Origin of the sequence: Halomonas sp. N3-2A (genome assembly GCF_002216165.1) — a bacterium.
Lineage (GTDB): Bacteria > Pseudomonadota > Gammaproteobacteria > Pseudomonadales > Halomonadaceae > Vreelandella.
On sequence record NZ_CP022286.1, the window covers coordinates 733,563 to 756,673 of the forward strand.

Consider the following 23,111-nt stretch of genomic DNA (forward strand, 5'->3'; position numbering starts at 1 on the left):
CCGTAAATCAATTTAAGATGCGACGCCACCAGCTGCGAATATCGCGCTTTACCAACTCATACCCTTTAGAGCGGCACTCATCGCACGGCTGCATCATTCCATTATGAAGCCACAGCACGGCGCTATTGGTTCTGCATACCGGGCAGCTGTAGTCGTGGGTCGCGACCATGAGGCTGTCGTGAATCCAGACATTCACATCTTTTGGAGTCACGCCATCAGGGTAATTCGGAAGGCCTTCACCATTGCAGTGATGAATGTGCTGCATAATCATTACCTTGATTAACTAGGCTGGGTTACTGTCATCCAATACAAAAAGGCTAGCGATGGCGCCAACAGTAAATCTGACAACATGAAAACAACGTCAGAGAATTCAGGCATCACTATCTCCTCAGTCAATACACATTAGAGAGCGCCCGTGACGGAACGCTCTTTGATATGTATCTACGCCTCAAAACGTCATAATGAAGCGCCATTCTGCTTCATGCTCACCGATGGCGTCTGTGGTGGTAGTAGCCTGATAGCGCGAAGACAACAATAATCCAGCGCAGCCGTAGCCACGCTGAAAGGCGTCTACTTAGTGTCAGCTTCGCGATAGAGACTTGCCTGTGTGCGTGTTCGCTCACTTTGCACCTCTCTCCATGCAGAAATGCCTTTATCTGCCGTGCGTGCCCCCACGTATCCACCAACACCAATTGTCATGATGTCCCATAGCCGCTCTGGCAAATCCAATTGCAGGCCGACGCCAAACATCGCCCCCAGGTATGGAGCCAACAGGTAGTTGTTCGCGATGATGGCCACGATCACGATCATAAGCAGGGGACGCCAGTTGCGCTGCAGCCAGCTTTCACCCTGCGCTTCAGCGAGGATCACTTGCATCTGCGCTTTGACGATGCTGTTTTCAGATTCGATAAGCTGTGACTGGATCTCTTGCTTGAGGCGATTGGCTTCGTCTTTATCCGTGACCGCTTTGTCGATAACGCTGAATAGGGGGCCGATGAGCGAGTTAAGGGCTTTGCTAATCAGGTTCATTTCTTCGCACCCCTCACGCGATCAGCCGCCGCCATTAACAACAGGTCAATACTGCGAGGCCCAGCCCAACCGCACACACCAGCAATAGCCGCCGCTGGCCAACCGTCGAGACCGAAATATACGTTCACCCCTGCAGCCATAGTGATCATTACGACCAGCGCAGGCGCATCAAGCCACAAGCGGCGCGTAAAGAATCGCTCACGCTCGCCGCTCTTAACTTCGTGCGCGATTTTAGCGAGTAGACCCATAACGACTGCTACCGACGTGCCTAACGCCAGTAGCACCTCCTGTATTAGTCCTGTGTTTCGCCATGGCATTAGGCGGCCCCTGTGTCAATTTCGGTGTACCAGTGTCCATCCCACTCTTCGGGAGTGTCAGCCCACATGTCGTGTAGCCCGTCTCGGTATGTGCGCCAATCAAAACAGGGGCATCCGCGCGACTCATGCCCTGGAAAGCCGTTGTGGCCCATGATAAGCGCCTCGGGATAGCGCTCATGCAGCTCGGTCAGCAGTGCGTCCAGTGCCGCCCACTGCGCCGCCGTGAAATTATCTTCTGGCGTCTTGCCGTCATCTTTAACGCCACCAGCCATACAAACGCCGATGTTGCCGGTGTTGTGGCCACCAACGTGAGCGCCCGTCATGTTTTCGGGGCGGCCTGTCTCTACGGTGCCATCTCGGCGAATAACATAGTGGTAGCCAACGTCACGCCAACCGCGCGCCAGATGCCATTGGCGAATATCATCCACGCCAATATCCATGCTGGCTGTAGTGGCAGCACAGTGAATGGTGATATATCGCATGGATACCTCGGGAATAAAAAAGCCGCCAGGGGAAGGAGGGCGGCAAAATCGAAAGGGGAGAAACGAAAAAGCCCCGCCGGCAAGGGCGAGGCTTTAAAGTTTGGTGCTGATTAAGCGTAGCTGTCACAGCATGAATATTAATTTACGCTAACCACTCGGTTTTGGCAAACTTTTATGCAGCCTCAGTTATTAACTTTTGAGATAGCCATGCTCGTAGAGTTTGGCGTGCTTTAAAAGCGCAATCCTGCAGCGCCTTAACTGTGTGGAATGGGCGCACCGGAGTTGGCGGTTTGTAGATCTCCATCTCCTCTTTACTCATTGCCGACACTTCCTCACAAAGCTCTTTCAGCTCTTTTTCATCAGGCAGTGCGGTTTTTGCGCGAAACCCAATGCGACGGAGTAGTAGGTCTTGCCGCTCTACCATTTGCCGCGCCGTGACCATGAAGTCGCTATCACCCATCTTTTCGGGGCGGATGCGGGCGGCCTGAAGCAACATTGCAGCCGCTTGACGCTTCGGCAGCCTATCCAGTAGCGCGGCGCAGGCGCGATGCCATGCGCTCTCTGGGTGATACCGCATTGCGGCGATCATGGCTTGATCTGATCGCCCATCACCCGCCATAACTTCGCCCGCCATCGACGCAACGCTAAAGGGTTGGTATCCGATATTCTCGTGGCGCATATCAAGTTGTAGCTCAAGCATGGTATCGATGATGCGCTTAACTGCCGCGTCTCTTGCCACATCGCTACGCGCAGCAGCCTCTACAACCGCCCATGGATTAGATACGTTTAACCAATCGCCGTATGTCATGCCTTCACCTCGCTACGCAGCCATTCATGCAGACCGGGGCTTGCGGAAACCACTTTCAGCTCAGATTCTTTGCTTTCGCCAACAGTGGGGCCGAAAATCTCGAACATCACGCCGTGATCATCAGTAACCACGATCAGCTTCTCGCCTTTTCGCTCTAGCTCCTGAAAGCCATTCCATCGAGACTTTTCAATCCAGCCTTCCTTCATCACGCCGCCGATCTCAATGTCGTAGAAACGCTCTGTTCTGACTGTCGTCTTCATGCCGCCCCCTGTCGTTTTTCCTGAACCACCTCATCCCATACCGCTTTCACTGCGGCTTGCGTTGCGTGCGGGAATTTCTTTGCCCACTGTGCGTGTACGGCGACACGGCTCCCCTTAGGTGCTGTCAGCATCTGCCGTGCGACGAAACGAACCTCGCACTCACGCGCCCATTCGTGCCATTCGGGCGGGTAGCCGTTCTCGCCACCGAGCTTTCGACCATCCGGCCACTGCGTGGGGCGCTCTAGCTGAGCGTTTAAATGCTCACTATTTGCCGATTTGCTCATTTCTGAGCGGCTTAGTGCGCAATTCATCAGTAGCGACTCCCTGGCTGCCCTGGCTCGTTGCTACCACTGCACTGATTCCGATGGTCCGTAGCTTTAGGGCAACGCTTGTTGCCGCAGTCAGGGCATAGATTCATGCGCACGTAGCTCATTGGGTTGCTGCTCTTGGCGCGCTCTATCTCGTCGCACTTTGAACACCAGCAGTCTTGGCTCCAGTTGAATTGATTCATCGAGCCACCATCCTCATGCAGTAGAGCGCGCTGTGACCGGCTTCGCGGCATTCGTCCCAAATTGAGACGCTGATACAGATACCGAGGACCAGAAGTAGGGCGGCAATAACTGCCCATAGAGTTTTTCCCATCATGTCCACTCCGTTAGCGGTCGCTGCTCAAGCGGCATCCAGTCGATACCAGGGCGCAATAGCTGGCCCTGGTAGTTCTCGTAGTAGTGGCTGACGTTGACGGCCATCGGCTGGTCTGGGCATTGGCGGTTGGCGCACCCCAGGCGCGCCATGTAATTGACATGCCCGCAGGTGTGGCACTTGGTGACTACTGACGGCTCCAGCATGAATATCTGGTCGCTTTCGGCCTGCCATGCGGCGCGCTGTTCTGCGCTGACCGGCTCTCGATCCTCAAGCAGTGCCGCAAGGGTTTTAGATAGGCTCACGCATCCCCCCTGGCCATTAACTGGCGACCAAATTCAGCAATGCACACTGCGTCGGCTATGCCGTCGTGCGGAACGCGCTTCTTGCCGGGGGTCAGGTCTACGCCCGGGTAGGCGCGGCGAACGTGGTTAATGGCGGCGTCCTTGTCCTTCTTGGTGCCCTTGAGCACCTTTGCTTTCCATTCCTGCGGGCGGGTGATGCGCAGCGGATAACCTAGCGCCTGGATGACGCCAAGCAATACGCCGTAGTTTGTGCCGGAAGTGACCCCTGATTGCGCTGACTGACCAGGGCGAACCCCGAGCTTTTCAATGACAACCATGGTTGGCTCCACAAGGTGGATAAAGGCCATCAGCGCCTTAACGTCTATTTCTTTGCCGACTACAGGCATTACCGATGCGCGCGAATCCCCATCGGGTCGAATAACAGCAATGGCGCCTGAAAGGCCTGGGTCGATACCAATGATCATTGATTCATCTCCTTCGCTTCGATGAATGACAGCGCGTGCGTTAGCTGCTCAGCATCCGCACCGGTGAATTGCGACAAGCCAGCGCGCAGTGTTTGGCGTAGCCATTGCGGTTGCATCTGTTGCAGTTCTGGTGAGCGATGCACTTCGTCATGGCAAGCACGGCAAAGCGGCATGGTGAAGCTGTCCGGCGCGGTCAGCCCCTGGCCGGATAATCCCCAATGCAGGCCGATAACGTGGTGAGGGTCGCGACCTGGACCCTGGCAGTTGCAGCACGGCAGCGAGCGGACAAACGCGAGGTATGGCTCGCTACGCCAACGCTTGTCAGTGCTCTTCTTGCGCGTGGCTTTGCGCTTGATGGGCTTGCGACCCATGGGCGTCTTGGCGCGTAGGGGCGTTTTGCGGGCTAGGGCTGTGCGCTTCATGCCGCTGCCTCCCGATACTGCTCATAAACCGCCAGGGCTTTCTCACTCCATTGCACGCCGTTCTCGCTACCGTAGGCGTACATGATTTCGATCAGGTCGGAAAACTCCTTCTTGCGCATTTTGCTAGTGCGCATACCTAGCATCACAACGCCGCCGTCGATGCCGCGAGCTACCCGCTGGTGTTTCCTGAGAGCGCTGGTAAAAACGTCCTTCCAGTCTTCCGGCGCGGCCCATACCAGCTCACCGTCAACGACTAGCTGCACCTGGGTAGCCACATCGGAAAGCATCGGCCAAAGCTTTCGGTTTTGACTCAGAGTGCGAACGTCTTCTTGATGCCGCAGCACCACCTCGACAGGGGCGCGCTCAAGCCCCTTGCCGATAGCCTGGGTAACGCGAGCGATGGCGTACTGCATTTCTTGCAGGCTGCGAACCGCTATAACTAGCTCCTTACTCATGCCGACCTCTCTATGCTAAGAATCGCGCCAACCAGCCAAACCTGGGAGATGATGAAGCTCGCATCGCCCGCACCTTCAGCGAAGAGGGCGACAAGGAAATAAGCGAAGGCAAGTGCCAAGCAAAATGCTGTCTTCATAGCATCCCCCGCTTGCGTAGCATCGAACGGTGCTGCCAGACCGTGTTGAGGGCCAAGCCCCACTTGGCGGCCACGACCTTTCCTTTCGTCCTGGTCTTTAGGTCTGCAACATAATCAGCATTGCCGAGTATTGATGGACGGCTCTTGCCCCCAGGCAACGGCTCTAGCTCTGATAGCGGCGCGGTCATTGGTTTGTCGTATGCGGTTAGCTTCATTTGTCACCGTTCCCACTGGTTGCCCAGTAAAACAGCGCTAACAGCGCGGCGATGGTGATAAACATGCCTAGACCTATGCCTGCGAGTAATTGCCAGCTCATGCCGAAGCCCTCCACGCAAAGATGGCGGTCATCATCCAGTTAGCGGCCCTCATAACCCCCCCCCCGCGAAGCTCATATGCGCTGATATTTCCAAGCAGGTCGCTGCCGGTAGGAAAGATGCATTCTTTTTGGCGCAGTGAATTAACGGTGCGACTGCCGACCGACGTGCCATCGGGCAGGAAGAAGCGGCCATCGACAGTGGTTTGAATTTTCTGGCCAGTAGCTTTGATATGCTTGATTAGCCGCTGCTGGTGTTTTGTGAGCTTCATGCGCTTACCCCCTTATCAATCCATGCGCTAAATCGATCCATGAGGCTCGGCCTTGCCATGCGACGCACCTCGATAAGCCTTAGCCCGTAAGGCGCACCGTTATGTGTTAGCAGTATCTCTCCGGTAGAGGGGAAATAGCGGCTTGGCTGCCATCCTTTGCGCTCTAGCACCTTAATCTCACTTGCCGTAAGCACGTCTTTAGCGGGAATACTCATGAGAAAGACTCCTCATAGTGGCGCGGCGCTAGGTCTTCAAACCGCGCATTAGCAAGGCGCGAGGCAACCGTTATCGTGTCGGTGCGGCCCTCGCGCTGCTTGCCGATGATGATTTCGGCCAGCCCTTTGTTGTCGGGGTTGTCTTTGTTGTAAACCTCGTCGCGGTACAAAAAGAGGATCGTGTCGGCTTCCTGCTCAATGGCTGACGAGTCTTTGAGGTCGCCCATGTTGGGGCGCTTATTGGGGCGGTCTTCTAGCTTCCTATTGAGCTGAGATAGCAGCATCACAGGGCAGCCAAACTCTTTAGCAATGTTCTTAGCGCCGGTAACCACTTCTTCGATAGCGCGGTCATGGCGTGTGCCGTATTCGCCCTCTATGCGGACCTTGCCCAAGTAGTCGATCATGACCAGACCAATGGAGCCGTGCGTGTCATAGATTGCTTTCGCTTGAGCACGAATCTGGCTGATCGTGCGCGGGGTGTCGTCGTTGATGTACAGGTTGGAATTATCGACCTGCGTTAGGGGGAAAGAGAGGCGAGGCCAGTACTCGTCCATATCGTGGTTGCGAGGGTCGTACAGGGCGGCCAGCGGTATATCACCGATGCTCGAAATCAGGCGAATGAAGAGCGCTGGTCGCTTCATTTCCAGCGACTCAACTAGCACCGGAGTGTCAGCATTGAGTGCGGCGCGAAGGCAGTTCATCATAAACGCCGTCTTGCCCATCGAAGGCCTGCCGCCTACCACGACAAGCTCGTTAGGCTTCATGCCTAGCGTTGCTTCGTCCAGGTCTTTCAGGCCGTAAGGCAGGCCCATAGCATCTTCTTGATTGTTGAAACGGCGGTCGAGCGGGTCGACAAACTGCGGGCCAAGGTACTTGGCAGCACGCAAAAGCTGATCTTTACGGCCACGGCGCATAGATTCCAGGCGGCTAACCGTCTTGGTTATCAGCTCATCGGTATCGTCACCGCGCTCGGTGAACGATGCCTCTGCTTCGGGCATCATTGCCACTAAGCGGCGACGTTGAGCCAAGTCGGCAACAATCTCGGCGTAGGCGGTCGCGTTGGAAGCGCTCGGCGTATTGCGCGCCATCTCAGTCAGCGCAGTGAAGCCGCCAATGTCTTCAAGCACGCCGATGGATTCTAGGTGGTCTCCAATGGTCACCACGTCGACGCTTTCACCGTCTTTAGCCGCATTGATCAGCGCGCCCCACACTACGCGATGCTCGTAGTGATGCAGGTCTTCAGGGCGCACGATCTCGACTAGCTCAGGTATCAGGTCAGGCTGCAGGAACGCGGAGCCAATCACGGACGCTTCAGCGTCATAGCTAAACAGGTTCATGCGCGCCCCCGATAAGATTCCCAGTTGAACAACACGACAGGGCTGGTCTCGCGTAAGCGGTCTACAACACGCTCACCTAGCCATGCCTTGAGGTCTTCGCTCATGAGGTTGGTGATAATCACCGTGGGGCGGCATTCGTCGTAGCGGCGGCCTAATAGGGCATAGATCAGGTTCAGCTCGTTATCGGAGCCTTTGCCCACGCCGATTTCGTCCAGCACTAGCAGCGGGGTATCGGCAAACTCGGCCAGAATATCGGCTTCGGTTTCTCCATTGCCTGAGTAGGAAGCGCGAACACGCGAGAACAGCGCGGGGGCAGTCACGTAGCGGGCTTTTACGTTATGGGTGCGTGTGGCCACACGGATTAAACCAACGGCTAAGTGGGTCTTACCGGTACCCATGTTCCCCATCATGATCAAGCCGTCGCCGCTTTCCAGCTTCTCTCCAAGATGCTTGGCGTACTCGCATACCAGCTTGTGCGCAGCCTGCTGGCTGTCGGTCTCGCTGAGGTAGCTTTTCAACGTCGCGTTTTGCAGGCGACGCGGTACACCAGCAGCCTCAAGCATGGCTTGGGCTTGCAGGCGACGAAGTTCTTCCGGCTGGTCGCTGGCACGCTTGGCTTCATGTTCGGCAATGGCAGACTTGGAGCACTCAGGGCAGCCAGTCCAGCGCGGCTCACCCAGGTTCAGCAGCACTGACTCATAATCGCCGTGGGTTTCGCAGTGGGCTCGTTTCGTTTCGACCACGCCCATGATTGGGTTGGCAGTCATAGCGAATACGCTCCATCAGCGCGGCGTTGCAGGCCAGCGTCATTGGCGTTGGCTAGACCGGTGTGAACAGGGCGAGGCTTGCCAGGAAAGGCATGGACGTTGCTGCCGGTCTTAACTGGGAATACGCCAGTCCAGTCGTTAGCCACGGACTGATCAAGCACAGCGGCGAGGTCATTACCTTCCTGGCGTAGCTTGTCCAGTTTGGAAATAATCTTTTTGGCAGCCAGCTCGGTCAGCTTTGATTTCTTGCCTTTCCGGTGCTCTACGAAGTCTTTCCATTGCTCAGCAGGAAGCCATTCAGGAAGGCCGCTTTCCTGATTACTGGTATCCTGATTGGTATCCTGATTACTGGTATCCTGATTTGTCGGAGATTTTTCCGACCCAGCCTCGGAGATTTTTCCGACCTGGCTCGGAGATTTTTCCGACCCACCTCGGATTTTTTTCCGACCAGAGTCGCTCGGATATTTATCGGTACCGTCCTGCTTTTTATTCCAGGTTTTACCCTTTTCAGTCAGGCGAACAAGCGTGATGCTATTGGTGCTGGATAGCTCGATCACACCTTTGCCTTCCAGTGCTTTAAGCAGCCGATAAGCGGTATCTGGCTTGTCTGTCAGCAGCGGAAGCTCTTCGACGATCTTAGCCTTCGATAGGGCGAAGAAAACGCCTTCATCAGTGGTTACCGGCTTAGTCCAGGACGGGCACTCATATACGAAGGCGAACAGCATCGCTTGCTGGGCGTTCAGCTCCCATTCCAGCGCTTTAGCCTGATTAATGTTGACTGTGAATTGCATCAGGCTACCCCTTCCATAGAACTTGTATTCCAAAGGCTGGCAAGCCAGTTAATACCCTTGGCGGTGAATTTCGCGGTATTGAATGCGTGCTCGTTGGCAACGCCGGTCTTAACGACAAAACGGCCTGCGTCGATATGGTTCTGGTAGGGCATCCACTCGCCGCTTAACCGGTACATGATCTTGTGATCAGCCAGGAAGGCGCGTAGCTCGCGCTCGTTGGCTTTGAGTAGCTTGGCGACTTGGCGGAAGCCTTTGTTTCCGCTGTCGGCACTGACATAGCGTTCTACGAACTCGACAGAAGGGCGGGCCTGCTCGATTGCGGCTTGTTGTTGCTCAATGCGCTCGGCTTGGTCAGCAGCGAGGCGTAAGGCTTCGGCCATTGACTGCGGCACTTGGAAGGCGGGCTTGGCTGCACCTGTTTCAAGATCGAACCAGCGCTTGATAACGGCAGCGCGGCGCTTAACGTCATAGCCGGTTACTAGAACTTCGGTGTGATAGCGATCAAGCAGGAATTCAGCGGTGTAACCACGCGGGTCTTTGACGTCGACGACATGACGCAAATCTGCGTCATCCCCAATCTGCTCAATCATCGTGCGAATGTCGCGGATAACATCGCCATGGCGCTTACCAGTCAGCTCCGCAATTTCGCGGCTGCTCATGGTGGGCTTGCTGTTTTCGGCAATATGATTCATAGTTACCTCATCGTTAAGTATGTAAAAGCCCGCTCGCTCCCCAGCGATAAGCGGGCTTTTTGCGTTTAGTGCTTTACGATTGCCCTGATTTCATCAGGAGTTAACTTTCCCTCTTTCTGCATGCTCGCCAGAATTTCCGCACGACGCTTCTCCCGACGGTCACAGTCGGGTAGGCAGCCACGCTGAATCATTTTGTGGACGTTCTGATATGTGCATCCGAAGCGCTTAGCGACTGCTCTAGCGCCACCGCAATCATTGATGAGTTCTCGTAGGTTCAATGTGTCCACCATTTAAAACAACCAATAGTAGATATTCTGGATCATAATGGTAGATGTGTAAACAAATTGGTTGTTTTGTATGAATTGCAGGTGGTGGCTGGTCGCTTATAATCAACCAATCATTTGATTTATCAGGAAGTCACAATGGCGAAGCCAAAAGTCTCAGAGACGAGAGCTAAGCTGGTATGGGGCAGGATTTGGGAGTCGGCTCAGCGCTTTTATAAAGGAAGTGCAAAGCAGCACATTATTGCGACTGACAGCGATAAGACGCCTCAGTTAGTCTCAAAATGGCGCAATGGAAAGTCTATGCCTTCGCCGGAGACGCTAGAGCGCCTTGCGGATAAGTACTCCGTTTCTATCGCGTGGCTTTCTGGTCAGGATGTAGAAGCTCAGGAAGGAGAGTTTGATCGTTTTAGCGAGGCTTCTAGTCGAGCCTTCTCTATCTCAAGGGAAATTGCAGAGGAGGTTTTGCCAGAAGGAACTCATGACCAGTACTTTCATTTGGCAGAGAAGGCAATGGGGCTGGCCCTTGAAGGTAAGGACGATTCAGGCATTCGAGGCATTCTCTTTGAAGAGGCTCGCCGCATGAAGCGAGAAGGCTGAGGGTGCCTAGGGCGGGGTAGGGCGACACTTTTAACTAAAAGCAGATAATTGAAAACAGGGGTATACTGATGTCAGATAAAAAATCACCAGGGCAACAGCCGCGTGACAAATCACGTCCTCAGCAAGATCAACCGAGGCCTTCAAATGAGCAATTCAACGACCGCAGAGATGGACTCAACGAAATCATGCAGAGCCGACCAGCACCGAAGCCCAAGCCAGGCAAGTGAAGATCAGGACGCCGAGTATGATTTTCGCTTTTATGTAGTCAGGAATATTAGATACCACTCCAGGCGAGCATCTTTTTTTGGGTATTGGCATCGCTTGACTGCATTTGTGGGCGTTGTATTTGGCTCATCGGCAGCAATCTCTTTTTTTGCATCTGGAAGCCCTAAGATCGCTAGTGCGCTAGCTGCAGTAGTGGTGATATTTTCAGCGATAGACCTTGTGGTCGGAGCGGCGAGCAGAGAATCACTGCACAACGAATTGCGTCGTCGCTGGGTTGCTTTGCAACGCCGCTTCGAGTCAGACGGTTTGTCTCACGAGCTACAGATTGAGAAACGCTCTATAGAGATGGACGAACCGCCGGAGCTGCCTATTGTAGAGCTTCAGGCATATAACGATGCGTCCTTATCTATCCTTGGAAAGGAGGCGCACGAACACCTGATCACATTTAAGCTCTGGCAAAAGCTGCTCGGCCAAGTCATGTCTCTTGATACGACCAAGCTGCACAAAGAGGCTGATGATCGCCAAGCGGCTTCAACCTAGCCTCATTGCTGTCCAATAACCCGCCCGCGAGGCGGGTTTTTTGTGCCTGTGCACCGCATGCGGTGCAATTATTCTTAGGATTTATATTAACAAAGATTTCCATTACTCCCCTTGAGGGCGCCGTAGCCGCCCCCTGCATCTGCGACCCCTGTGAAATAATTTTATTTACCGTTTTGCTGATTGAGCAGACGGACAAGTTGTTTATACTGTTCATATATACAGTTTTTTAAGGGGGTAACCTATGACGAATTTCACAAAAATGAAACCGCCGCCGTTGATCGAGCCACAGCAAGAGCTGTTTTTGCGCGCTTTTGATAAGGCGAGGGCAAAATTTTCTAAAAGAAAATCTACTTTAAAATCATCAGTTAGCCACAACGGTTGATTAAATTAACTCAGTTATCAACCTTAATGGTTGACGTATCAATGTTCGGTTGTCTAATATCAACTCATCGGTTGATTAATTAGGCAGGGACATGAATCTTACCAAGCGCCAAACAGAGATAGTTGAGCTTCTAGCAAGTGGTTTAACCGCTGAGCAAGCAGCAGCCTCGCTATCTCGCGCAGTCCCTACTGTGCGCCGCCACATCCAGCTCGCTTATGAGCGCGTTGGTGCGCGGAATACAGCCCACCTGGTAGCAATTTCAATCTCCCGTGGATTTATCAAAGCCCTGTGTTTAGCACTAGCGATAACGCTGCTCACAGGCACAGACGATGCGATGCGCCGCAGTGGCAAGACTCGCATCGCCCGACGGGCGGATCAGGTTCAGATGATCGCCTAGTAGCAGCACGACCCGCACCACCGGGCAATGTGGACGCTCTTTAACATCGATATAGCCTAGCCGCCCGTAGTGGATTGGATCTGCGAGAGGTCGCTAGGAGTACGCCCACCTGAGGCTGTCGAAGTATCAGGTCATCTTACAGCGCCTTCATTGAGGGCGCTGATGGATGCAGGCGCATCACTCAACCAACTGCCCATCTTGGGAATAAGGGGAAGACCATGTTTGGAAAGCTATTTAGTAAGCGAATGAAAACCGCACAGCAGAACCTCAAGAACGTGGAGAACCGCGACTTGATGCAGGCCATTGTCGGTGGCTGCCTATTGATTGCCGCCGCTGATGGCGAGATCGAGAAGGAAGAAACGGACAAGCTTGATCAGCTCCTTCGCTCAAATCAGCGCCTACAAGGCTTTGGGGGCGAGATTACGCAGACCATCCAGCGATTTACCGACCAGCTTCAAGCCGGTTTCCAGGTGGGTCGCTTGCAGATCATGCGCGAGATTGGCGACATCGCCGATGACCGCGACCATGCCGAGGAGGTGCTGGTGAACATGATCACTATTGCCGGTGCCGATGGCGAGTTTGAAAAAGAGGAAGTCGTCGTCATCAAAGAGGTGGCCGGTAAGCTTGGCCTGAACCCAACTGACTACGGTCTGCCTGCATGATTAACGACATCAAGCGAGTGAGCGGTAAGGCGAAGCGCTACACCATCATTGGCTGTGCTGTCGCCATTATGTTTCTGCCTTCGTTCTTCATGGACTTCGCGCTGGCCGCCGTGATCATCGTCATGGCGCTGCTGAGTCGCGGGGAATAGCGGACGACCAGCCCGTTCACTGAGCGGGCATCGGGTAATGCGCTGCACGGAGCCTGCCGTCTATTTAAGGGAGTGTAGCCGTGATTACGGCGTGTTACCCGATGTTTCACGGATTAACAGGAGATCGGTATGGATGAAAAGCAACGGAATCAAAAAGAGCAGCAACTTTACGCGCTGCTAGAAGAGCTGGCAGGTGATAGCAACACGGTCGATCACGTTAAGCGTGAAATGCCTGAGAGTGACGATCCCATGCAAAAAATGATGCGGGATCACCTGATTCGCATGGGCCAGCTATTCAGCATCGAAGGCCATAGCGGGTTTTCAGCCAGTTATGCAGTCTCGGCGCTGGAAAAACTACTCCGGCACGAGCCGCTAGGCCCGCTTACCGGTGAGCCTAATGAGTGGGTAGAGCTTGGCTATGGCGACGATATGAAGGCTCAGAATAAACGTTGCGGGCACGTATTTATGCGCGCAGATGGGACAGCTTACGACAGCGAGGGCCGGATATTTCGAGAGCCTGACGGTTGTTGCTTTACCAGCGGAGATAGTCGAGTAGACATCACCTTCCCGTACACGCCGACCCGCGAATATGTGGACGTTCCAGCGGATCGGGATTGACTAGCCGCTAATCAACAGGAGGTGGGTATGGGTGAAAAAGAATGGGTAAGCAAAGCTAAGTCGCGGCTAGTTGAGTGCGGGTTCCCAGATAACCAATCAACACAAGATTACGCACAGTCTCTCCATGATGCAGCGGTAGTTGAAGTGGATGGATATGAAGACTGTCCTGAGGAAATAGTCGATCAGGAGCTGACGTATTACTGAGCAGCACGCGCCACCTGCGTAGTGGGGCCTAAAGCCTGCTGGTTCGGCTAAGAATAGAGCCAGCATCCAAATACCTCTTGCCCTGTCGGGACTCAGGGAAGCGCCAAGGGGGTATCTGGATGCTGAGCAGGCATCCACGCCAAAACCAAAAGCTCGGGCATAGCGTGAGCGGTAGAGGCGTGATCATGAAATCGCAGCACAACCGGAGTCTCGCGCAGCAAAAGCAGGGTCCGTGCTCGGTGGATTGATTGCCGTGCCACCAGGGCGTATCTGGTGGTCATCGGGGAGTGTTTTGCACGGAGGTAAAAGCTCTGCTTGGTACGCCGTAGCAGGCTAATCCCACACCCCAGAACACTCCCCGATGCTAATACCGGCATCGTCCGGCAGCATCACACTGGCATTGCCCGCTTCGGCGGGCTTTTTTGAACCCTTGCATTTTTTGCAATAGTTGGAATGTTGCCGCATTGGCTGCATTCCCGCGCTGCTTCCCTCATTAACCTGCACTGGCACTGCGACGAGTAACGAGGCAGCGCGCCTAATTCTATGAGAGGTGTTTATGAAAAATCTTGATACTCCGGATTCACCCATTTTTGAAACAAACGGTCGCGGCGAGCTTGAGCCTTCAAGCTTCGGCCTGACTAAGCGCGAGCGCGCCTGCATTGACCTACGCATCCCTGAAAGTGGCGATGCAGAGCTAGACGCGCTTATTGAGAAAGCTCGGCTGCAGGAGGTGGCGGCTAAGTTTGCTCAATCTTTACTGGCTCATGGCAACGGCGCTGACGACAACCTGATGAATGAAGCAATCGGCACGGCTGATGGTTTTCTCTACTGCCTGCGAGAGCGCACCGATGGCTAACCGACCCCTCGACAAAGAAGCGCTCGACAGCAAAGACCGAGCGGCGCAGCGGTGGCTCTATCGCCGCCGTATTGAATCGGATCACAAGCGCGCTGATTTGGCGTTACGGCGCGAATTGAAGGAGGTCTGGCAGATATGAGAGCTGGATTCATTCTGCGCGAGCAGCCCGACAGCAACATCATTCCACGCCCTGATCTGGGCGTTTTTTGTAGCCGAAACAAAGCCAAAAAAGCAGCACGGCATTTCGAGCTTCCCTTTGAGCTTATTTTCAAGGTGAAACGACATGATTCCCATCAAGCAGAATGACGTAACCCGCCTAGTGTCCCGCAATACCCGCGTTATTGACCTGCTGAGGATGTACGGGCGCATGCCTGTGTATCGCCGCCAGCCAGCGCGCCGAAGCGCCGAGGATAAGCCATCAAGCTATCAGGACGCTCAGAATAGCAAGCGTCGCGTGTCGTATGCAGAGCGTCTTTATGGGCTAAAGCCAGCGCATTTGCAGCTATGGGAGGCGTAGATCATGAATAGAGCCACCCCCGTAGAAACACGTAAAGCGCTTGAAATTGCCAACATCTACGCGAAGGCGGGCATCCCGTTTATCCCGATGCCAGTACTTAGCGAGGAGCAGCGGCAGGAAGCGATCCTTGAGGCCGCTCGAAGACTTGAGCAGGAGGTATGACATGGGCACAGCATTACGAGTACCCGATCAGAGCCGCGTGCTTTATCCGCAGTTCGATCCTGACCAGGAGCCAACGCCAGAGCAAGCCCTAGACGATGGCGAAGTGTGGGCTGCTGATGAGTTTGTGCAATGGATGCGCGCCGACGATCAAGAGCAAGAGCTGTACGACTACTTGATGCAAGAAGCTAACAGCATTGTCGTTCGTAGTTTGATCAAGGCGTGGAGCGAGAAGCGGCAGCGGGGTGAGTTATGAAAGAGCGCCCGATTTTATTCAACGCCGCCATGGTGCGCGCCATTCTCAACGGCCACAAAACGCAGACGCGGCGAGCTATCAAGCTCAAGACCGGCGATACCTTCGATGAGCACGCACTCAGCGCAGCCATTCAAGAATGGCGCCCCATGTACGACGAGGTGGCTCAAAAAGTCGTTGGCAAAACAGCAGCCCTAATTCGCTGCCCCTACGGCCAGCCCGGTGACCGACTCTGGGTGCGTGAGACATTTCAAGGCCCGCTTGTTGACCAGGAGGAGATGGAGAAAGACCCGACATACTTCAAGGATATGGGGCGCTATAAAAACCCCGAGCACTGCGCCTATCGCGCAAGTGGCGATTCTTGCGAATACGTAGACCAGGACGGCGACCTAATCCAGCGCTGGAAGCCCTCAATCCACATGCCCCGCTGGGCCTCTCGCATCACGCTAGAGATCGTCAGCGTTCGCGTTGAGCGGCTGCTAAGCATCAGTGATGAGGATGCTATAGCCGAAGGCTGCTACACCAACGATGAATATAGCGACATGGCCGGTGAAGCCGATGTATGGCCCTGCCAAATCTGCGACGGCTATCAGGTGCATGAGCAAGGCAGTTTGGCGGGCGCATCTGAGGTTGATTGCCATAGCTGTGACTCACCAAAAAAGCGATTCAATCAGTTATGGCAGTCGATTAATGGCTTTGATCGCCGGGACGCTAACCCATGGGTATGGGTCGTTGAGTTTCGGAGGGTCGACCAATGAGCAACTGGCGAGTAACCGGCCAAGCGGGCTGGGATGAAAGCAGCGGTGATGCGGTTTACCACGTCACTAAGGGAAGCAAGAGCCTGAATAAAGGCGATCACGACGAGCTGGAGGCGCTTTTGCGGGACACGCAGGAGCGCCATGAAAGCGCCAAACGGATGGCGGCAGCCTTGTCAGACCTGACTGTGTCAATGGCGAAGGATTGCCAAGACGGCATGACCGAGCTTAGCGATTCATTCTGTGAGGCCCGCCAAGCGCTAAGCGATTGGCGAGCGCTGAACAAATAAAAGCCCGCTCCTGGGCAAACAGGTAGCGGGCCAGATCAACGTCGAGATAGATCAATGAGGAGATTATCACAGTGGCCGAAAATGACATAGGCCCTGGGTACTACCAGGGCATACCGAACGAGGATTACCACAAGGGGCCGGGTATATCGAAGTCTCAGCTCGACCTGATTAATAAATCGCCCTCGCTTTTCCAGTGGTCAAAGACTGCGCCCGAAGATGAGGAGAAAAAGACGGCGCTGAATGTTGGCGATGCCTGCCATGCGCTGATTTTGGAGCCGCACCGATTCGATGCTGAATATGCGATCGGGCCTGACGCGCCCAAGAATACGAAAGCGGGCAAGGAGAAGTGGGCGGCGTTTGAGGAAACGCTAGGCAGCCGGACAGTTCTTACGCACGCCGAAGGGCGCAAGGTCCATTTGATACGCGAGAGCGTTTTAGCTCATCCCCAGGCGCGCTGGCTGGTTGAGTCTGCTGGCGATGTTGAAGCAAGCATCTACTGGAATGACTCAATAACTGGCGAGCTATGCCGCTGCCGCCCAGACAAAGCCCTGCCTGATATGGGCTGGCTAATGGACTTAAAGACCACTGCCGACATGGGCAAGTTTTCGCGCTCGGTCTACGACTACCGCTATCACGTTCAAGACCCGTTTTATAGCGACGGATACCAAACGCATTTTGGGGAGCCGCCGCGTGCGTTCTTGTTCCTCGTAGTAAGCACGAGCATAGAGTGCGGTCGATATCCCGTTCGCCTTTTCACTCTCGACAGCGAGGCAAAAGACAAGGGGCGGTTCGCATATCAGCGAGATTTGCAGCTTTACCACGAGTGCCGACAGTCAGGAGATTGGCCCGGCATTGAGACATTACGGTTGCCGCATTGGGCGGTGTAGGAGGATTTATGGAAGGGCAAGTTCAGCAGGAATATCAAAACCCGTTTGTCAGTCAGCAGATGGGCCAGCACGTGAATCACGGCACTGTTCATATTGAGCAGAGCCGAGCGGTTACCGAAGCCCAAGGTAAGCTATTGCTGGCTAAGAAGTTCCCGCGTGATGAAGCTCTGGCGTACAGCAAGATCATGACAAGCTGTCAACGCCCTGCGCTGGCTGCCGTTGGCGAATACGCCTACCCGCGAGGAGGGCAAAAGGTTAGCGGCCCCTCTATACGCCTTGCCGAGGAGCTTGCGCGCTGTTGGGGGAACATCGACTACGGTATTCGCGAGCTATCCCGCCAGGAAGGCAATAGCGAAATGGAGGCCTACGCCTGGGACGTTGAAACAAACACGTACAGCAGCCAAAAGTTCACGGTTCGGCATATCCGCGACAAACGAGGCGGCGGCGTTGCGCTGACAGATGAGCGGGACATTTACGAGATCACCGCCAACATGGGTGGGCGCCGTTTGCGGGCGCGGTTGCTCGCCATACTACCACCTGACCTAGTAGACGCCGCTGTTAATCGCTGCCGTAAAACGCTAGCCGGTGATAACGAGGAGCCTGTTGCAGACCGGGTGCGGCGATCCGTTGAAGCCTTTGGCCGGTACGGCGTGAATGCGGGTCACCTTTCCACCTATCTAGGCAAAAGCCTTGATGACTGCTTGCCGGAGGATATAGCGAACCTTCAAGCCGTTTACAACAGCATTAAGGGCGGCCAAGCCCAAGCGTCGGACTTCTTTTCGATGCGAAGCCATGAGCCGGAAGCGGGCGATTTAAACGCAGAGATAAAGCAGGCGCAAACAGCGTAACTACCAACAGCCGCTAAATCAGGGGCTTTTTTAATACCTGGAGATAATCAAATGTCGGTCAACGAACAGTTCTCAGAAATGTTTGAGCCCGTTAAAAGCGGACGCGGCGACAGCGAAATGATGCGCGCTGTGCTTCTCGCCCAAGAGCATCATCAGGAGGTTCGCGATCAGCTGGAAAGCATATTGCCATGAAGGACAAGGGCATTCAGCTGGGTGATGACATTCAATTTGAAGCCGGTAGCGATAAGCACAAGGGTTTTTTGGTCGGCTTGCAAATCGCGCTGCACTTCATCGGCGATTTCCCGTTGCGGGTAGAAGAAGCCAGCAACGAAGAAGAGGACGATTAATATGTGGTTCAAAAACCTTCACGTCTACCGCCTGCATGCTGAGCAAGCGGCTGGAATTGAGCAGCTAGCCGAGCAGATGGCGTGCTATGCCGCCAAGCCGCTAGGCGATGCAGACGCCCGCCGCCTGGGCTGGACGGCACCCGCCGGCCGATTGGGCAATGGCCAGCTCGTTCACGAAATGCAGGGGCATCGGCTACTCTCCGCACTGCGCCAAGAGCGGCTTTTGCCTGCATCGGTCGTGAAAGAGGAAGTCGACGAGCAGGTAGCCGACATTGAGTCCAGCGAAGGCCGCAAGGTCACGCGCAAGGAAAAGACAGCGCTCAAGGAGCAGGCCACTGAGCAGCTAATGCCCCGCGCCTTCGTGCGCAGTCAGAAGATTGATCTTTGGTGGGATACGGAACGGCAGCTGATAGCCATCAACACCGGCAGCCGCACGCGCGCCGAGGAAGTGCTCGACCTGCTACGGGAAACGCTGGGCAGCTTGAAAGTGACGCCTCTGAGTAGTCAGGTGTTGCCGATTCGCGCCATGACGACGTGGCTGGGTGATCCGGCATCGCGGCCTGCTGATCTGCAGCTAGGCGATACCGTGGAGCTGAAAGCCAAGGGCGATGACGGCGTTGTTAAGGGGCGGCAAGTCGATCTCGACAGCGATGAAATGCAACAGCTCCTAGAAAGCGGGCGGCAGGCTAGCAAGCTGGCGTTGAGTATTGAGGGCCAACTTTCATTCGTCTTGCACGATGATTTGGCGCTGAAATCAATTCGCTTTGGCGACGCGCTAATTGAAGAAGCGGATATGACGGACGATGGAGACGACGCCCTGGCGCGGCTGGAAACAGACTTCGTGATTATGGCCGGATGCCTGCGAAACAGCGTTGCCCGCATTGTTGAATGGCTGGGCGGTGATGCTTACGCGCCGCCGGAAAAATTCGAGATGGAATTAACCGACTAGGCCCCAAGGGGCCTTTTTTAATGCAGGAGGGCTTATGGCTCGCAAATACCGCCGCTGGTCACGCGATGAGTACGACCGGCTGGAAACGCTCATCAACCAACGCTGGCGGTATGCCGATATAGCCGCCGATATGGGTAGAGAGATTTACAGCGTAATCGGCGCTGCCCAGCGTATCGGGCTTATGTCAAAAGAGCGTCAAGGCTGGCGTATGAGAAAAGACTGGGCAGAGGTCGACCGAACACTAACCGATTGCATTGAAGCAAAGATGATGACCGTACCACAAGCGCACGATTACATGGCCAGAATTGGCCAGCCTGTCGCAATGGGCGCGCTGTACCGACGACTAAAAACCATGCCGCTAGATGTTCAGCGGCGGGCAAAAGGAAATTCCGTTATGCGAATGACGGCGGCGTGCCATCGAGTGCATCGGCGCAACAAGAGCAAAACAACCTAACGCCCCGCTTGGGGCTTTTTACTATCTGGGAGGTGAGCATGACAGCACAAGCCCAAATCGTAGCTGATGATGCAGGAGAGTTTTTTGCCCCTGTATCATCAGACCTAGTAGATGGATTGATCGGTGAGTTCCACAAGAAAAAACGAGAGATAGAATCGCTCGCCGATGCAATGGACGACCCCACCCATGCATCGGTTCTGCATCATTTTATTGAAGGGAATCTGCCTGATCAGCGAAACACAATCCCTACATCCATTGAAAAACTGTTCAGCCCAGACGGGGCGGTTGCTCATCTCACTGCGGCTTATTGGGATCGTGCGCTACGCATGACCGATGTGATGGACTACATGCCGCAGAAGAGGCGTGATGAATGGCATGAACAGATCAAAAACCCGCTCGGCAGGAAGTCGACCACCTGGGATCACGAGACAAAGAAGCAGATTGAAAAGTGGCATGTACACCCACTGCCTGCGTTTGAGGAAGAGACGGTTCGCTCTACTCTACACGGCCTGCTAATCAGCCGAATGCAGTTTTTGGCCGAACGTGTAGATGGCATTTTCCGCGCACTGAGTCGCACCCACGTAACGAACCGGCCTGAAGGATTCAGTAAGCGCATGATCCTACCGGGCGTGATCAGCAGCTTCGGCACCGTTGATTACAGAGCCAGCGGTTACATCAACGACCTGCGCTGTGTGATAGCAAAGTTCATGGGGCGCGATGAACCTCGCCATGGGGCGACAAACGCCGTTATTGGAGCTGCCAGTCAGTTCAATGGCCAGTGGCAGGGCGTGGACGGCAACGCGCTACGTATTCGTATTTATAACGGTGTCGGTACCGCGCATATTGAAGTGCATCCCGAAATGGCGTGGCGTCTCAACGCGATATTGGCGCACCTCTATCCAGCGGCGATACCATCAGAGAGCCGGACGCGACCCAAGCGCCCACGCAAGATCAAAGACTTTGAGCTTTTTGATCGTCCACTACCGTTCGCGGTGCTTTCGATTTTATCCAGCATGAAGGAGGCGAGCCGACGTGTCGAGAATCCTGGCTTCAACCAGCCGAAGTATCGACCAGTAGCCAACACTCGCCAATTCAATTTCGACATCCAGAGAGCCGATAAGCATGCGCTGAATGAAGCCGTGAAGATCATTCAGGTGATCGGCGGTGTACGTGCCAGTAATGAACTGGGAGATCACTGGGCATTCGGCTACGACCCTAGCGACGTGCTTGATCAGATCATCTGTACGGGCTGCATACCCGACCAGAAGAGCCACCAGTTCTACCCAACCCCTGAGTCGCTGGCTAAGAGAGTGATTGAGCTTGCCAGCGAGGATGCGACACCGAAAATGCATTGGCTTGAGCCAAGCGCAGGCACCGGCGGGTTGGCTGATCATGTGCCGGAAGATGCTTTTTTGGAATGCTATGAGGTCAGCAAGCTGCACTGCGAGGTTCTGAAAGCCAAGGGATATACGCAGGCAGGTCGACGAGCAATCACTTGCCTCGATTTCCTTCAGTTGGCGAATGACTATCGCGGAGGTGGCTATAACCGAGTAGTCATGAACCCACCGTTTGATCAAGGCCGCTGGCTGGCACACATCGAAGCGGCTGCATCGGTTACCGCAAAGAACGCCCGCATCGTTGCCGTGCTACCAGAGGGTGCGGCAAAGCGGTTACAGCTACCAGGGTTCGCGCTGCAATGGCATGGACCGTATAGCAACGAGTTCGCTGGCACGTCGATCAGCGTCGTTATCGTAGTAGCAGATAAACAATGAAACCCACCACCAAGCAGTGCCCACGCTGCCGCTGCACCCGCCTACGCCTGTTCCCGTCAATGAACTACAAGCAGTGCGATAACTGCCTGCACCGCTTCGACTGGCACTTAGCCGAGGGTCAGCGCCCGCTAGTAGGCCCGAGCGCAGACCGCTACATCATTACCGGAGATAAACCATGATCGCTATTCATAGAGGCACAAACGCAGCGCTCTCCCAAGTATGCCGCCGTGCTGCCGTTAATCAGTTGATTAGTCGCAACGACGACCTTGAAGCCGAGAAGTACGCGCTCATTGAAGAGAACGAAGCTTTGGCAGCAGAGAATGCCAAGCTACGCCTTGAAGCCCAGGCTCACGCACAAGAGGCGCGCACGCAGCGCTCAACCGTGCATGAGATTTATCAGATCGTCAGCGGCGGCAAAGGCGAGCCAGGAGATTGGAATGGCGCCGAGCCTGTGCGTAAGGCGTTTGAAGCGCTGCAAGCAGATAACGCCGAGCTGCGTCGGCAGCTAGTCTCAATGAGGGCTGCATGATGAGCATGCACAAAAAGCCATTAACTGATTTAGAGCATCGTGGGCTGCATGCTCACTGTCTGCCTATCGACCAGCCTAGCCAGCTATCAGACGCTTTCCGTGCCGGGGTAGCGTGGGCAGGCAAGGATATAGAGTCTTTTAAAAGCGAGCTTGAAGCTAAGGTTCGACAAAACGTTCAGCTAATGCAAGAGCGTGACGCATACCGCGCAGCAGAGGAAGTGCAGATAGCGCTGCGGGAGAAGGTGCAGGGTGAGCGGGATGCGCTGGCAAATAGCTTTTGCGCTCTGCAGGATGCAGCCACAGACCTTATCCATGCTTCAAATGAAAATGAAGCAGGCGATGCTATAGAAAGTATCGGAGGCTGCGGAGAGAAAGAGGCACGGCAATTATCTAGCTATCGAATACTTATAGCTCAGGCGGAAGCGTTGGAGCATAGAGCGGACTGCATAATGGCTGAAGCTGGTTACCTTGAGAATTTTCGCCGTGAGGTTGCCGGGATACTTCGCAGCGATGCCAAGGATAAACGACAGCAGGCCGAGGCGCTGAAATGACCAGCCACCAGCCAAAGGCTTCAATGTGCATAGCGTGCCGCCACACCTTCGATGACTGCAGCGGATTACCGTTTTCCACCATGCCCGCAATGGCCAAATCAGACGATGCAATCATCGTGCGCTGCACGGAGTTTGAGCATGCTAACCGACCTCCCCAGCGCCCGCCGCATAGTCGCCC

General features: G+C 54.7%; 44 protein-coding genes. 25 read left to right on the plus strand and 19 right to left on the minus strand.

Annotated features, from left to right (window positions below; translation table 11 throughout):
* Positions 1-7 precede the first annotated feature (7 nt).
* From CEK60_RS03330 to CEK60_RS03420, 19 genes are all read right to left on the minus strand, one after another.
* Positions 8-265 carry a hypothetical protein gene (locus tag CEK60_RS03330; protein WP_089037812.1) on the minus strand — a complete coding sequence of 86 codons (258 nt, stop codon included), beginning with the start codon at positions 263-265 and terminating at the stop codon, positions 8-10.
* 305 nt (positions 266-570) lie between these two features.
* Positions 571-1,029, minus strand: coding sequence for a 3TM-type holin (locus CEK60_RS03335; RefSeq protein WP_089037813.1), 459 nt, complete (start codon positions 1,027-1,029; stop codon positions 571-573).
* Positions 1,026-1,346: a hypothetical protein gene (locus CEK60_RS03340; protein ID WP_089037814.1), complete on the minus strand. Its 321-nt coding sequence runs from the start codon at positions 1,344-1,346 to the stop codon at positions 1,026-1,028. The genes CEK60_RS03335 and CEK60_RS03340 overlap by 4 nt, the downstream gene beginning before the upstream one ends.
* Positions 1,346-1,828, minus strand: coding sequence for an N-acetylmuramoyl-L-alanine amidase (locus CEK60_RS03345; protein WP_089037815.1), 483 nt, complete (start codon positions 1,826-1,828; stop codon positions 1,346-1,348). The genes CEK60_RS03340 and CEK60_RS03345 overlap by 1 nt, the downstream gene beginning before the upstream one ends.
* 172 nt (positions 1,829-2,000) lie before the next feature.
* Entirely contained in the window at positions 2,001-2,636 is a 636-nt protein-coding gene (locus CEK60_RS03350; RefSeq protein WP_089037816.1) for a hypothetical protein, read from the minus strand.
* A complete protein-coding gene (locus CEK60_RS03355; protein WP_089037817.1) occupies positions 2,633-2,896 on the minus strand; it encodes a hypothetical protein in 264 nt (87 codons plus the stop codon). The genes CEK60_RS03350 and CEK60_RS03355 overlap by 4 nt, the downstream gene beginning before the upstream one ends.
* Complete coding sequence (locus tag CEK60_RS03360; protein WP_089037818.1) at positions 2,893-3,207, minus strand: hypothetical protein; 315 nt, start codon at positions 3,205-3,207, stop codon at positions 2,893-2,895. The genes CEK60_RS03355 and CEK60_RS03360 overlap by 4 nt, the downstream gene beginning before the upstream one ends.
* A gap of 330 nt (positions 3,208-3,537) precedes the next feature.
* Entirely contained in the window at positions 3,538-3,843 is a 306-nt protein-coding gene (locus tag CEK60_RS03370; RefSeq protein WP_089037820.1) for a hypothetical protein, read from the minus strand.
* The gene (locus CEK60_RS03375; protein WP_089037821.1) at positions 3,840-4,307 is read right to left on the minus strand and encodes a Holliday junction endonuclease; all 468 of its coding nucleotides are present in this window, start codon (positions 4,305-4,307) and stop codon (positions 3,840-3,842) included. The genes CEK60_RS03370 and CEK60_RS03375 overlap by 4 nt, the downstream gene beginning before the upstream one ends.
* Complete coding sequence (locus CEK60_RS03380; protein WP_089037822.1) at positions 4,304-4,729, minus strand: DUF968 domain-containing protein; 426 nt, start codon at positions 4,727-4,729, stop codon at positions 4,304-4,306. The genes CEK60_RS03375 and CEK60_RS03380 overlap by 4 nt, the downstream gene beginning before the upstream one ends.
* Positions 4,726-5,184, minus strand: a complete 459-nt coding sequence (locus CEK60_RS03385) for a recombination protein NinB (protein ID WP_089037823.1) — start codon at positions 5,182-5,184, stop codon at positions 4,726-4,728. Before CEK60_RS03385 ends, CEK60_RS03380 begins: the two co-directional genes overlap by 4 nt.
* A complete protein-coding gene (locus tag CEK60_RS21985) occupies positions 5,181-5,321 on the minus strand; it encodes a hypothetical protein (RefSeq protein WP_157697986.1) in 141 nt (46 codons plus the stop codon). Before CEK60_RS21985 ends, CEK60_RS03385 begins: the two co-directional genes overlap by 4 nt.
* The gene (locus CEK60_RS03390) at positions 5,318-5,536 is read right to left on the minus strand and encodes a hypothetical protein (RefSeq protein WP_089037824.1); all 219 of its coding nucleotides are present in this window, start codon (positions 5,534-5,536) and stop codon (positions 5,318-5,320) included. Before CEK60_RS03390 ends, CEK60_RS21985 begins: the two co-directional genes overlap by 4 nt.
* A gap of 97 nt (positions 5,537-5,633) precedes the next feature.
* Complete coding sequence (locus CEK60_RS03395; RefSeq protein ID WP_089037825.1) at positions 5,634-5,906, minus strand: hypothetical protein; 273 nt, start codon at positions 5,904-5,906, stop codon at positions 5,634-5,636.
* Positions 5,903-6,121, minus strand: a complete 219-nt coding sequence (locus CEK60_RS03400) for a hypothetical protein (RefSeq protein ID WP_089037826.1) — start codon at positions 6,119-6,121, stop codon at positions 5,903-5,905. Before CEK60_RS03400 ends, CEK60_RS03395 begins: the two co-directional genes overlap by 4 nt.
* Positions 6,118-7,458, minus strand: a complete 1,341-nt coding sequence (locus CEK60_RS03405) for a replicative DNA helicase (protein WP_089037827.1) — start codon at positions 7,456-7,458, stop codon at positions 6,118-6,120. The genes CEK60_RS03400 and CEK60_RS03405 overlap by 4 nt, the downstream gene beginning before the upstream one ends.
* The gene (locus CEK60_RS03410; protein ID WP_089037828.1) at positions 7,455-8,225 is read right to left on the minus strand and encodes an ATP-binding protein; all 771 of its coding nucleotides are present in this window, start codon (positions 8,223-8,225) and stop codon (positions 7,455-7,457) included. Before CEK60_RS03410 ends, CEK60_RS03405 begins: the two co-directional genes overlap by 4 nt.
* The gene (locus CEK60_RS22320) at positions 8,222-9,016 is read right to left on the minus strand and encodes a hypothetical protein (RefSeq protein WP_198361451.1); all 795 of its coding nucleotides are present in this window, start codon (positions 9,014-9,016) and stop codon (positions 8,222-8,224) included. Before CEK60_RS22320 ends, CEK60_RS03410 begins: the two co-directional genes overlap by 4 nt.
* On the minus strand, positions 9,016-9,708 hold the full coding sequence (locus CEK60_RS03420) for a phage antirepressor KilAC domain-containing protein (RefSeq protein WP_089037829.1): 693 nt from the start codon (positions 9,706-9,708) through the stop codon (positions 9,016-9,018). The genes CEK60_RS22320 and CEK60_RS03420 overlap by 1 nt, the downstream gene beginning before the upstream one ends.
* Positions 9,709-10,130: 422 nt before the next feature.
* Between CEK60_RS03420 and CEK60_RS03430 the strand changes: the two genes are divergently transcribed.
* The 25 genes from CEK60_RS03430 (at position 10,131) to CEK60_RS03515 (ending at position 22,933) form a co-directional block, all read left to right on the plus strand.
* Positions 10,131-10,589, plus strand: coding sequence for a helix-turn-helix domain-containing protein (locus CEK60_RS03430; protein WP_089037831.1), 459 nt, complete (start codon positions 10,131-10,133; stop codon positions 10,587-10,589).
* Between the two features lie 144 nt (positions 10,590-10,733).
* The gene (locus CEK60_RS03435; protein ID WP_157697987.1) at positions 10,734-11,354 is read left to right on the plus strand and encodes a hypothetical protein; all 621 of its coding nucleotides are present in this window, start codon (positions 10,734-10,736) and stop codon (positions 11,352-11,354) included.
* A 241-nt stretch (positions 11,355-11,595) separates the two neighbouring features.
* A complete protein-coding gene (locus CEK60_RS21990) occupies positions 11,596-11,736 on the plus strand; it encodes a hypothetical protein (RefSeq protein ID WP_157697988.1) in 141 nt (46 codons plus the stop codon).
* A gap of 91 nt (positions 11,737-11,827) precedes the next feature.
* Entirely contained in the window at positions 11,828-12,133 is a 306-nt protein-coding gene (locus CEK60_RS03440) for a response regulator transcription factor (protein ID WP_089037833.1), read from the plus strand.
* Between the two features lie 218 nt (positions 12,134-12,351).
* Entirely contained in the window at positions 12,352-12,795 is a 444-nt protein-coding gene (locus tag CEK60_RS03445; RefSeq protein ID WP_089037834.1) for a tellurite resistance TerB family protein, read from the plus strand.
* Positions 12,792-12,944, plus strand: a complete 153-nt coding sequence (locus CEK60_RS21995) for a hypothetical protein (protein ID WP_157697989.1) — start codon at positions 12,792-12,794, stop codon at positions 12,942-12,944. The genes CEK60_RS03445 and CEK60_RS21995 overlap by 4 nt, the downstream gene beginning before the upstream one ends.
* 129 nt (positions 12,945-13,073) lie before the next feature.
* On the plus strand, positions 13,074-13,562 hold the full coding sequence (locus tag CEK60_RS03450; RefSeq protein WP_089037835.1) for a hypothetical protein: 489 nt from the start codon (positions 13,074-13,076) through the stop codon (positions 13,560-13,562).
* Positions 13,563-13,589: 27 nt separating this feature from the next.
* Entirely contained in the window at positions 13,590-13,766 is a 177-nt protein-coding gene (locus tag CEK60_RS22000; RefSeq protein WP_157697990.1) for a hypothetical protein, read from the plus strand.
* Between the two features lie 556 nt (positions 13,767-14,322).
* Positions 14,323-14,622 carry a hypothetical protein gene (locus CEK60_RS03455; RefSeq protein ID WP_089037836.1) on the plus strand — a complete coding sequence of 100 codons (300 nt, stop codon included), beginning with the start codon at positions 14,323-14,325 and terminating at the stop codon, positions 14,620-14,622.
* Positions 14,615-14,761, plus strand: coding sequence for a hypothetical protein (locus CEK60_RS22005; RefSeq protein ID WP_157697991.1), 147 nt, complete (start codon positions 14,615-14,617; stop codon positions 14,759-14,761). Before CEK60_RS03455 ends, CEK60_RS22005 begins: the two co-directional genes overlap by 8 nt.
* 144 nt (positions 14,762-14,905) lie before the next feature.
* On the plus strand, positions 14,906-15,139 hold the full coding sequence (locus CEK60_RS03460; RefSeq protein WP_089037837.1) for a hypothetical protein: 234 nt from the start codon (positions 14,906-14,908) through the stop codon (positions 15,137-15,139).
* 3 nt (positions 15,140-15,142) lie between these two features.
* Positions 15,143-15,301: a DUF1382 family protein gene (locus CEK60_RS22010; protein WP_157697992.1), complete on the plus strand. Its 159-nt coding sequence runs from the start codon at positions 15,143-15,145 to the stop codon at positions 15,299-15,301.
* Position 15,302: 1 nt separating this feature from the next.
* Entirely contained in the window at positions 15,303-15,554 is a 252-nt protein-coding gene (locus tag CEK60_RS03465) for a hypothetical protein (protein WP_089037838.1), read from the plus strand.
* Positions 15,551-16,309 (plus strand): hypothetical protein, encoded by a 759-nt coding sequence (locus CEK60_RS03470; RefSeq protein ID WP_089037839.1) that lies wholly within the window; start codon positions 15,551-15,553, stop codon positions 16,307-16,309. Before CEK60_RS03465 ends, CEK60_RS03470 begins: the two co-directional genes overlap by 4 nt.
* The gene (locus CEK60_RS03475) at positions 16,306-16,596 is read left to right on the plus strand and encodes a hypothetical protein (RefSeq protein WP_089037840.1); all 291 of its coding nucleotides are present in this window, start codon (positions 16,306-16,308) and stop codon (positions 16,594-16,596) included. The genes CEK60_RS03470 and CEK60_RS03475 overlap by 4 nt, the downstream gene beginning before the upstream one ends.
* Before the next feature lie 71 nt (positions 16,597-16,667).
* Entirely contained in the window at positions 16,668-17,483 is an 816-nt protein-coding gene (locus tag CEK60_RS03480; RefSeq protein ID WP_198361452.1) for a PD-(D/E)XK nuclease-like domain-containing protein, read from the plus strand.
* Positions 17,484-17,491: 8 nt separating this feature from the next.
* Complete coding sequence (locus tag CEK60_RS03485; protein WP_198361453.1) at positions 17,492-18,331, plus strand: hypothetical protein; 840 nt, start codon at positions 17,492-17,494, stop codon at positions 18,329-18,331.
* Positions 18,332-18,382: 51 nt separating this feature from the next.
* Positions 18,383-18,523, plus strand: a complete 141-nt coding sequence (locus tag CEK60_RS22015; RefSeq protein WP_157697993.1) for a hypothetical protein — start codon at positions 18,383-18,385, stop codon at positions 18,521-18,523.
* The gene (locus tag CEK60_RS22020) at positions 18,520-18,678 is read left to right on the plus strand and encodes a hypothetical protein (RefSeq protein WP_157697994.1); all 159 of its coding nucleotides are present in this window, start codon (positions 18,520-18,522) and stop codon (positions 18,676-18,678) included. The genes CEK60_RS22015 and CEK60_RS22020 overlap by 4 nt, the downstream gene beginning before the upstream one ends.
* Position 18,679: 1 nt before the next feature.
* Complete coding sequence (locus tag CEK60_RS03490) at positions 18,680-19,627, plus strand: recombination-associated protein RdgC (RefSeq protein ID WP_089037841.1); 948 nt, start codon at positions 18,680-18,682, stop codon at positions 19,625-19,627.
* Between the two features lie 34 nt (positions 19,628-19,661).
* Positions 19,662-20,081, plus strand: a complete 420-nt coding sequence (locus CEK60_RS03495; protein ID WP_089037842.1) for a hypothetical protein — start codon at positions 19,662-19,664, stop codon at positions 20,079-20,081.
* Between the two features lie 38 nt (positions 20,082-20,119).
* Positions 20,120-21,853, plus strand: coding sequence for a DUF4942 domain-containing protein (locus CEK60_RS03500; protein WP_089037843.1), 1,734 nt, complete (start codon positions 20,120-20,122; stop codon positions 21,851-21,853).
* The gene (locus CEK60_RS03505; RefSeq protein ID WP_089037844.1) at positions 21,850-22,032 is read left to right on the plus strand and encodes a hypothetical protein; all 183 of its coding nucleotides are present in this window, start codon (positions 21,850-21,852) and stop codon (positions 22,030-22,032) included. The genes CEK60_RS03500 and CEK60_RS03505 overlap by 4 nt, the downstream gene beginning before the upstream one ends.
* A complete protein-coding gene (locus tag CEK60_RS03510) occupies positions 22,029-22,382 on the plus strand; it encodes a hypothetical protein (RefSeq protein WP_089037845.1) in 354 nt (117 codons plus the stop codon). Before CEK60_RS03505 ends, CEK60_RS03510 begins: the two co-directional genes overlap by 4 nt.
* The gene (locus tag CEK60_RS03515) at positions 22,379-22,933 is read left to right on the plus strand and encodes a hypothetical protein (protein WP_089037846.1); all 555 of its coding nucleotides are present in this window, start codon (positions 22,379-22,381) and stop codon (positions 22,931-22,933) included. Before CEK60_RS03510 ends, CEK60_RS03515 begins: the two co-directional genes overlap by 4 nt.
* The last annotated feature ends 178 nt before the right edge of the window (positions 22,934-23,111 follow it).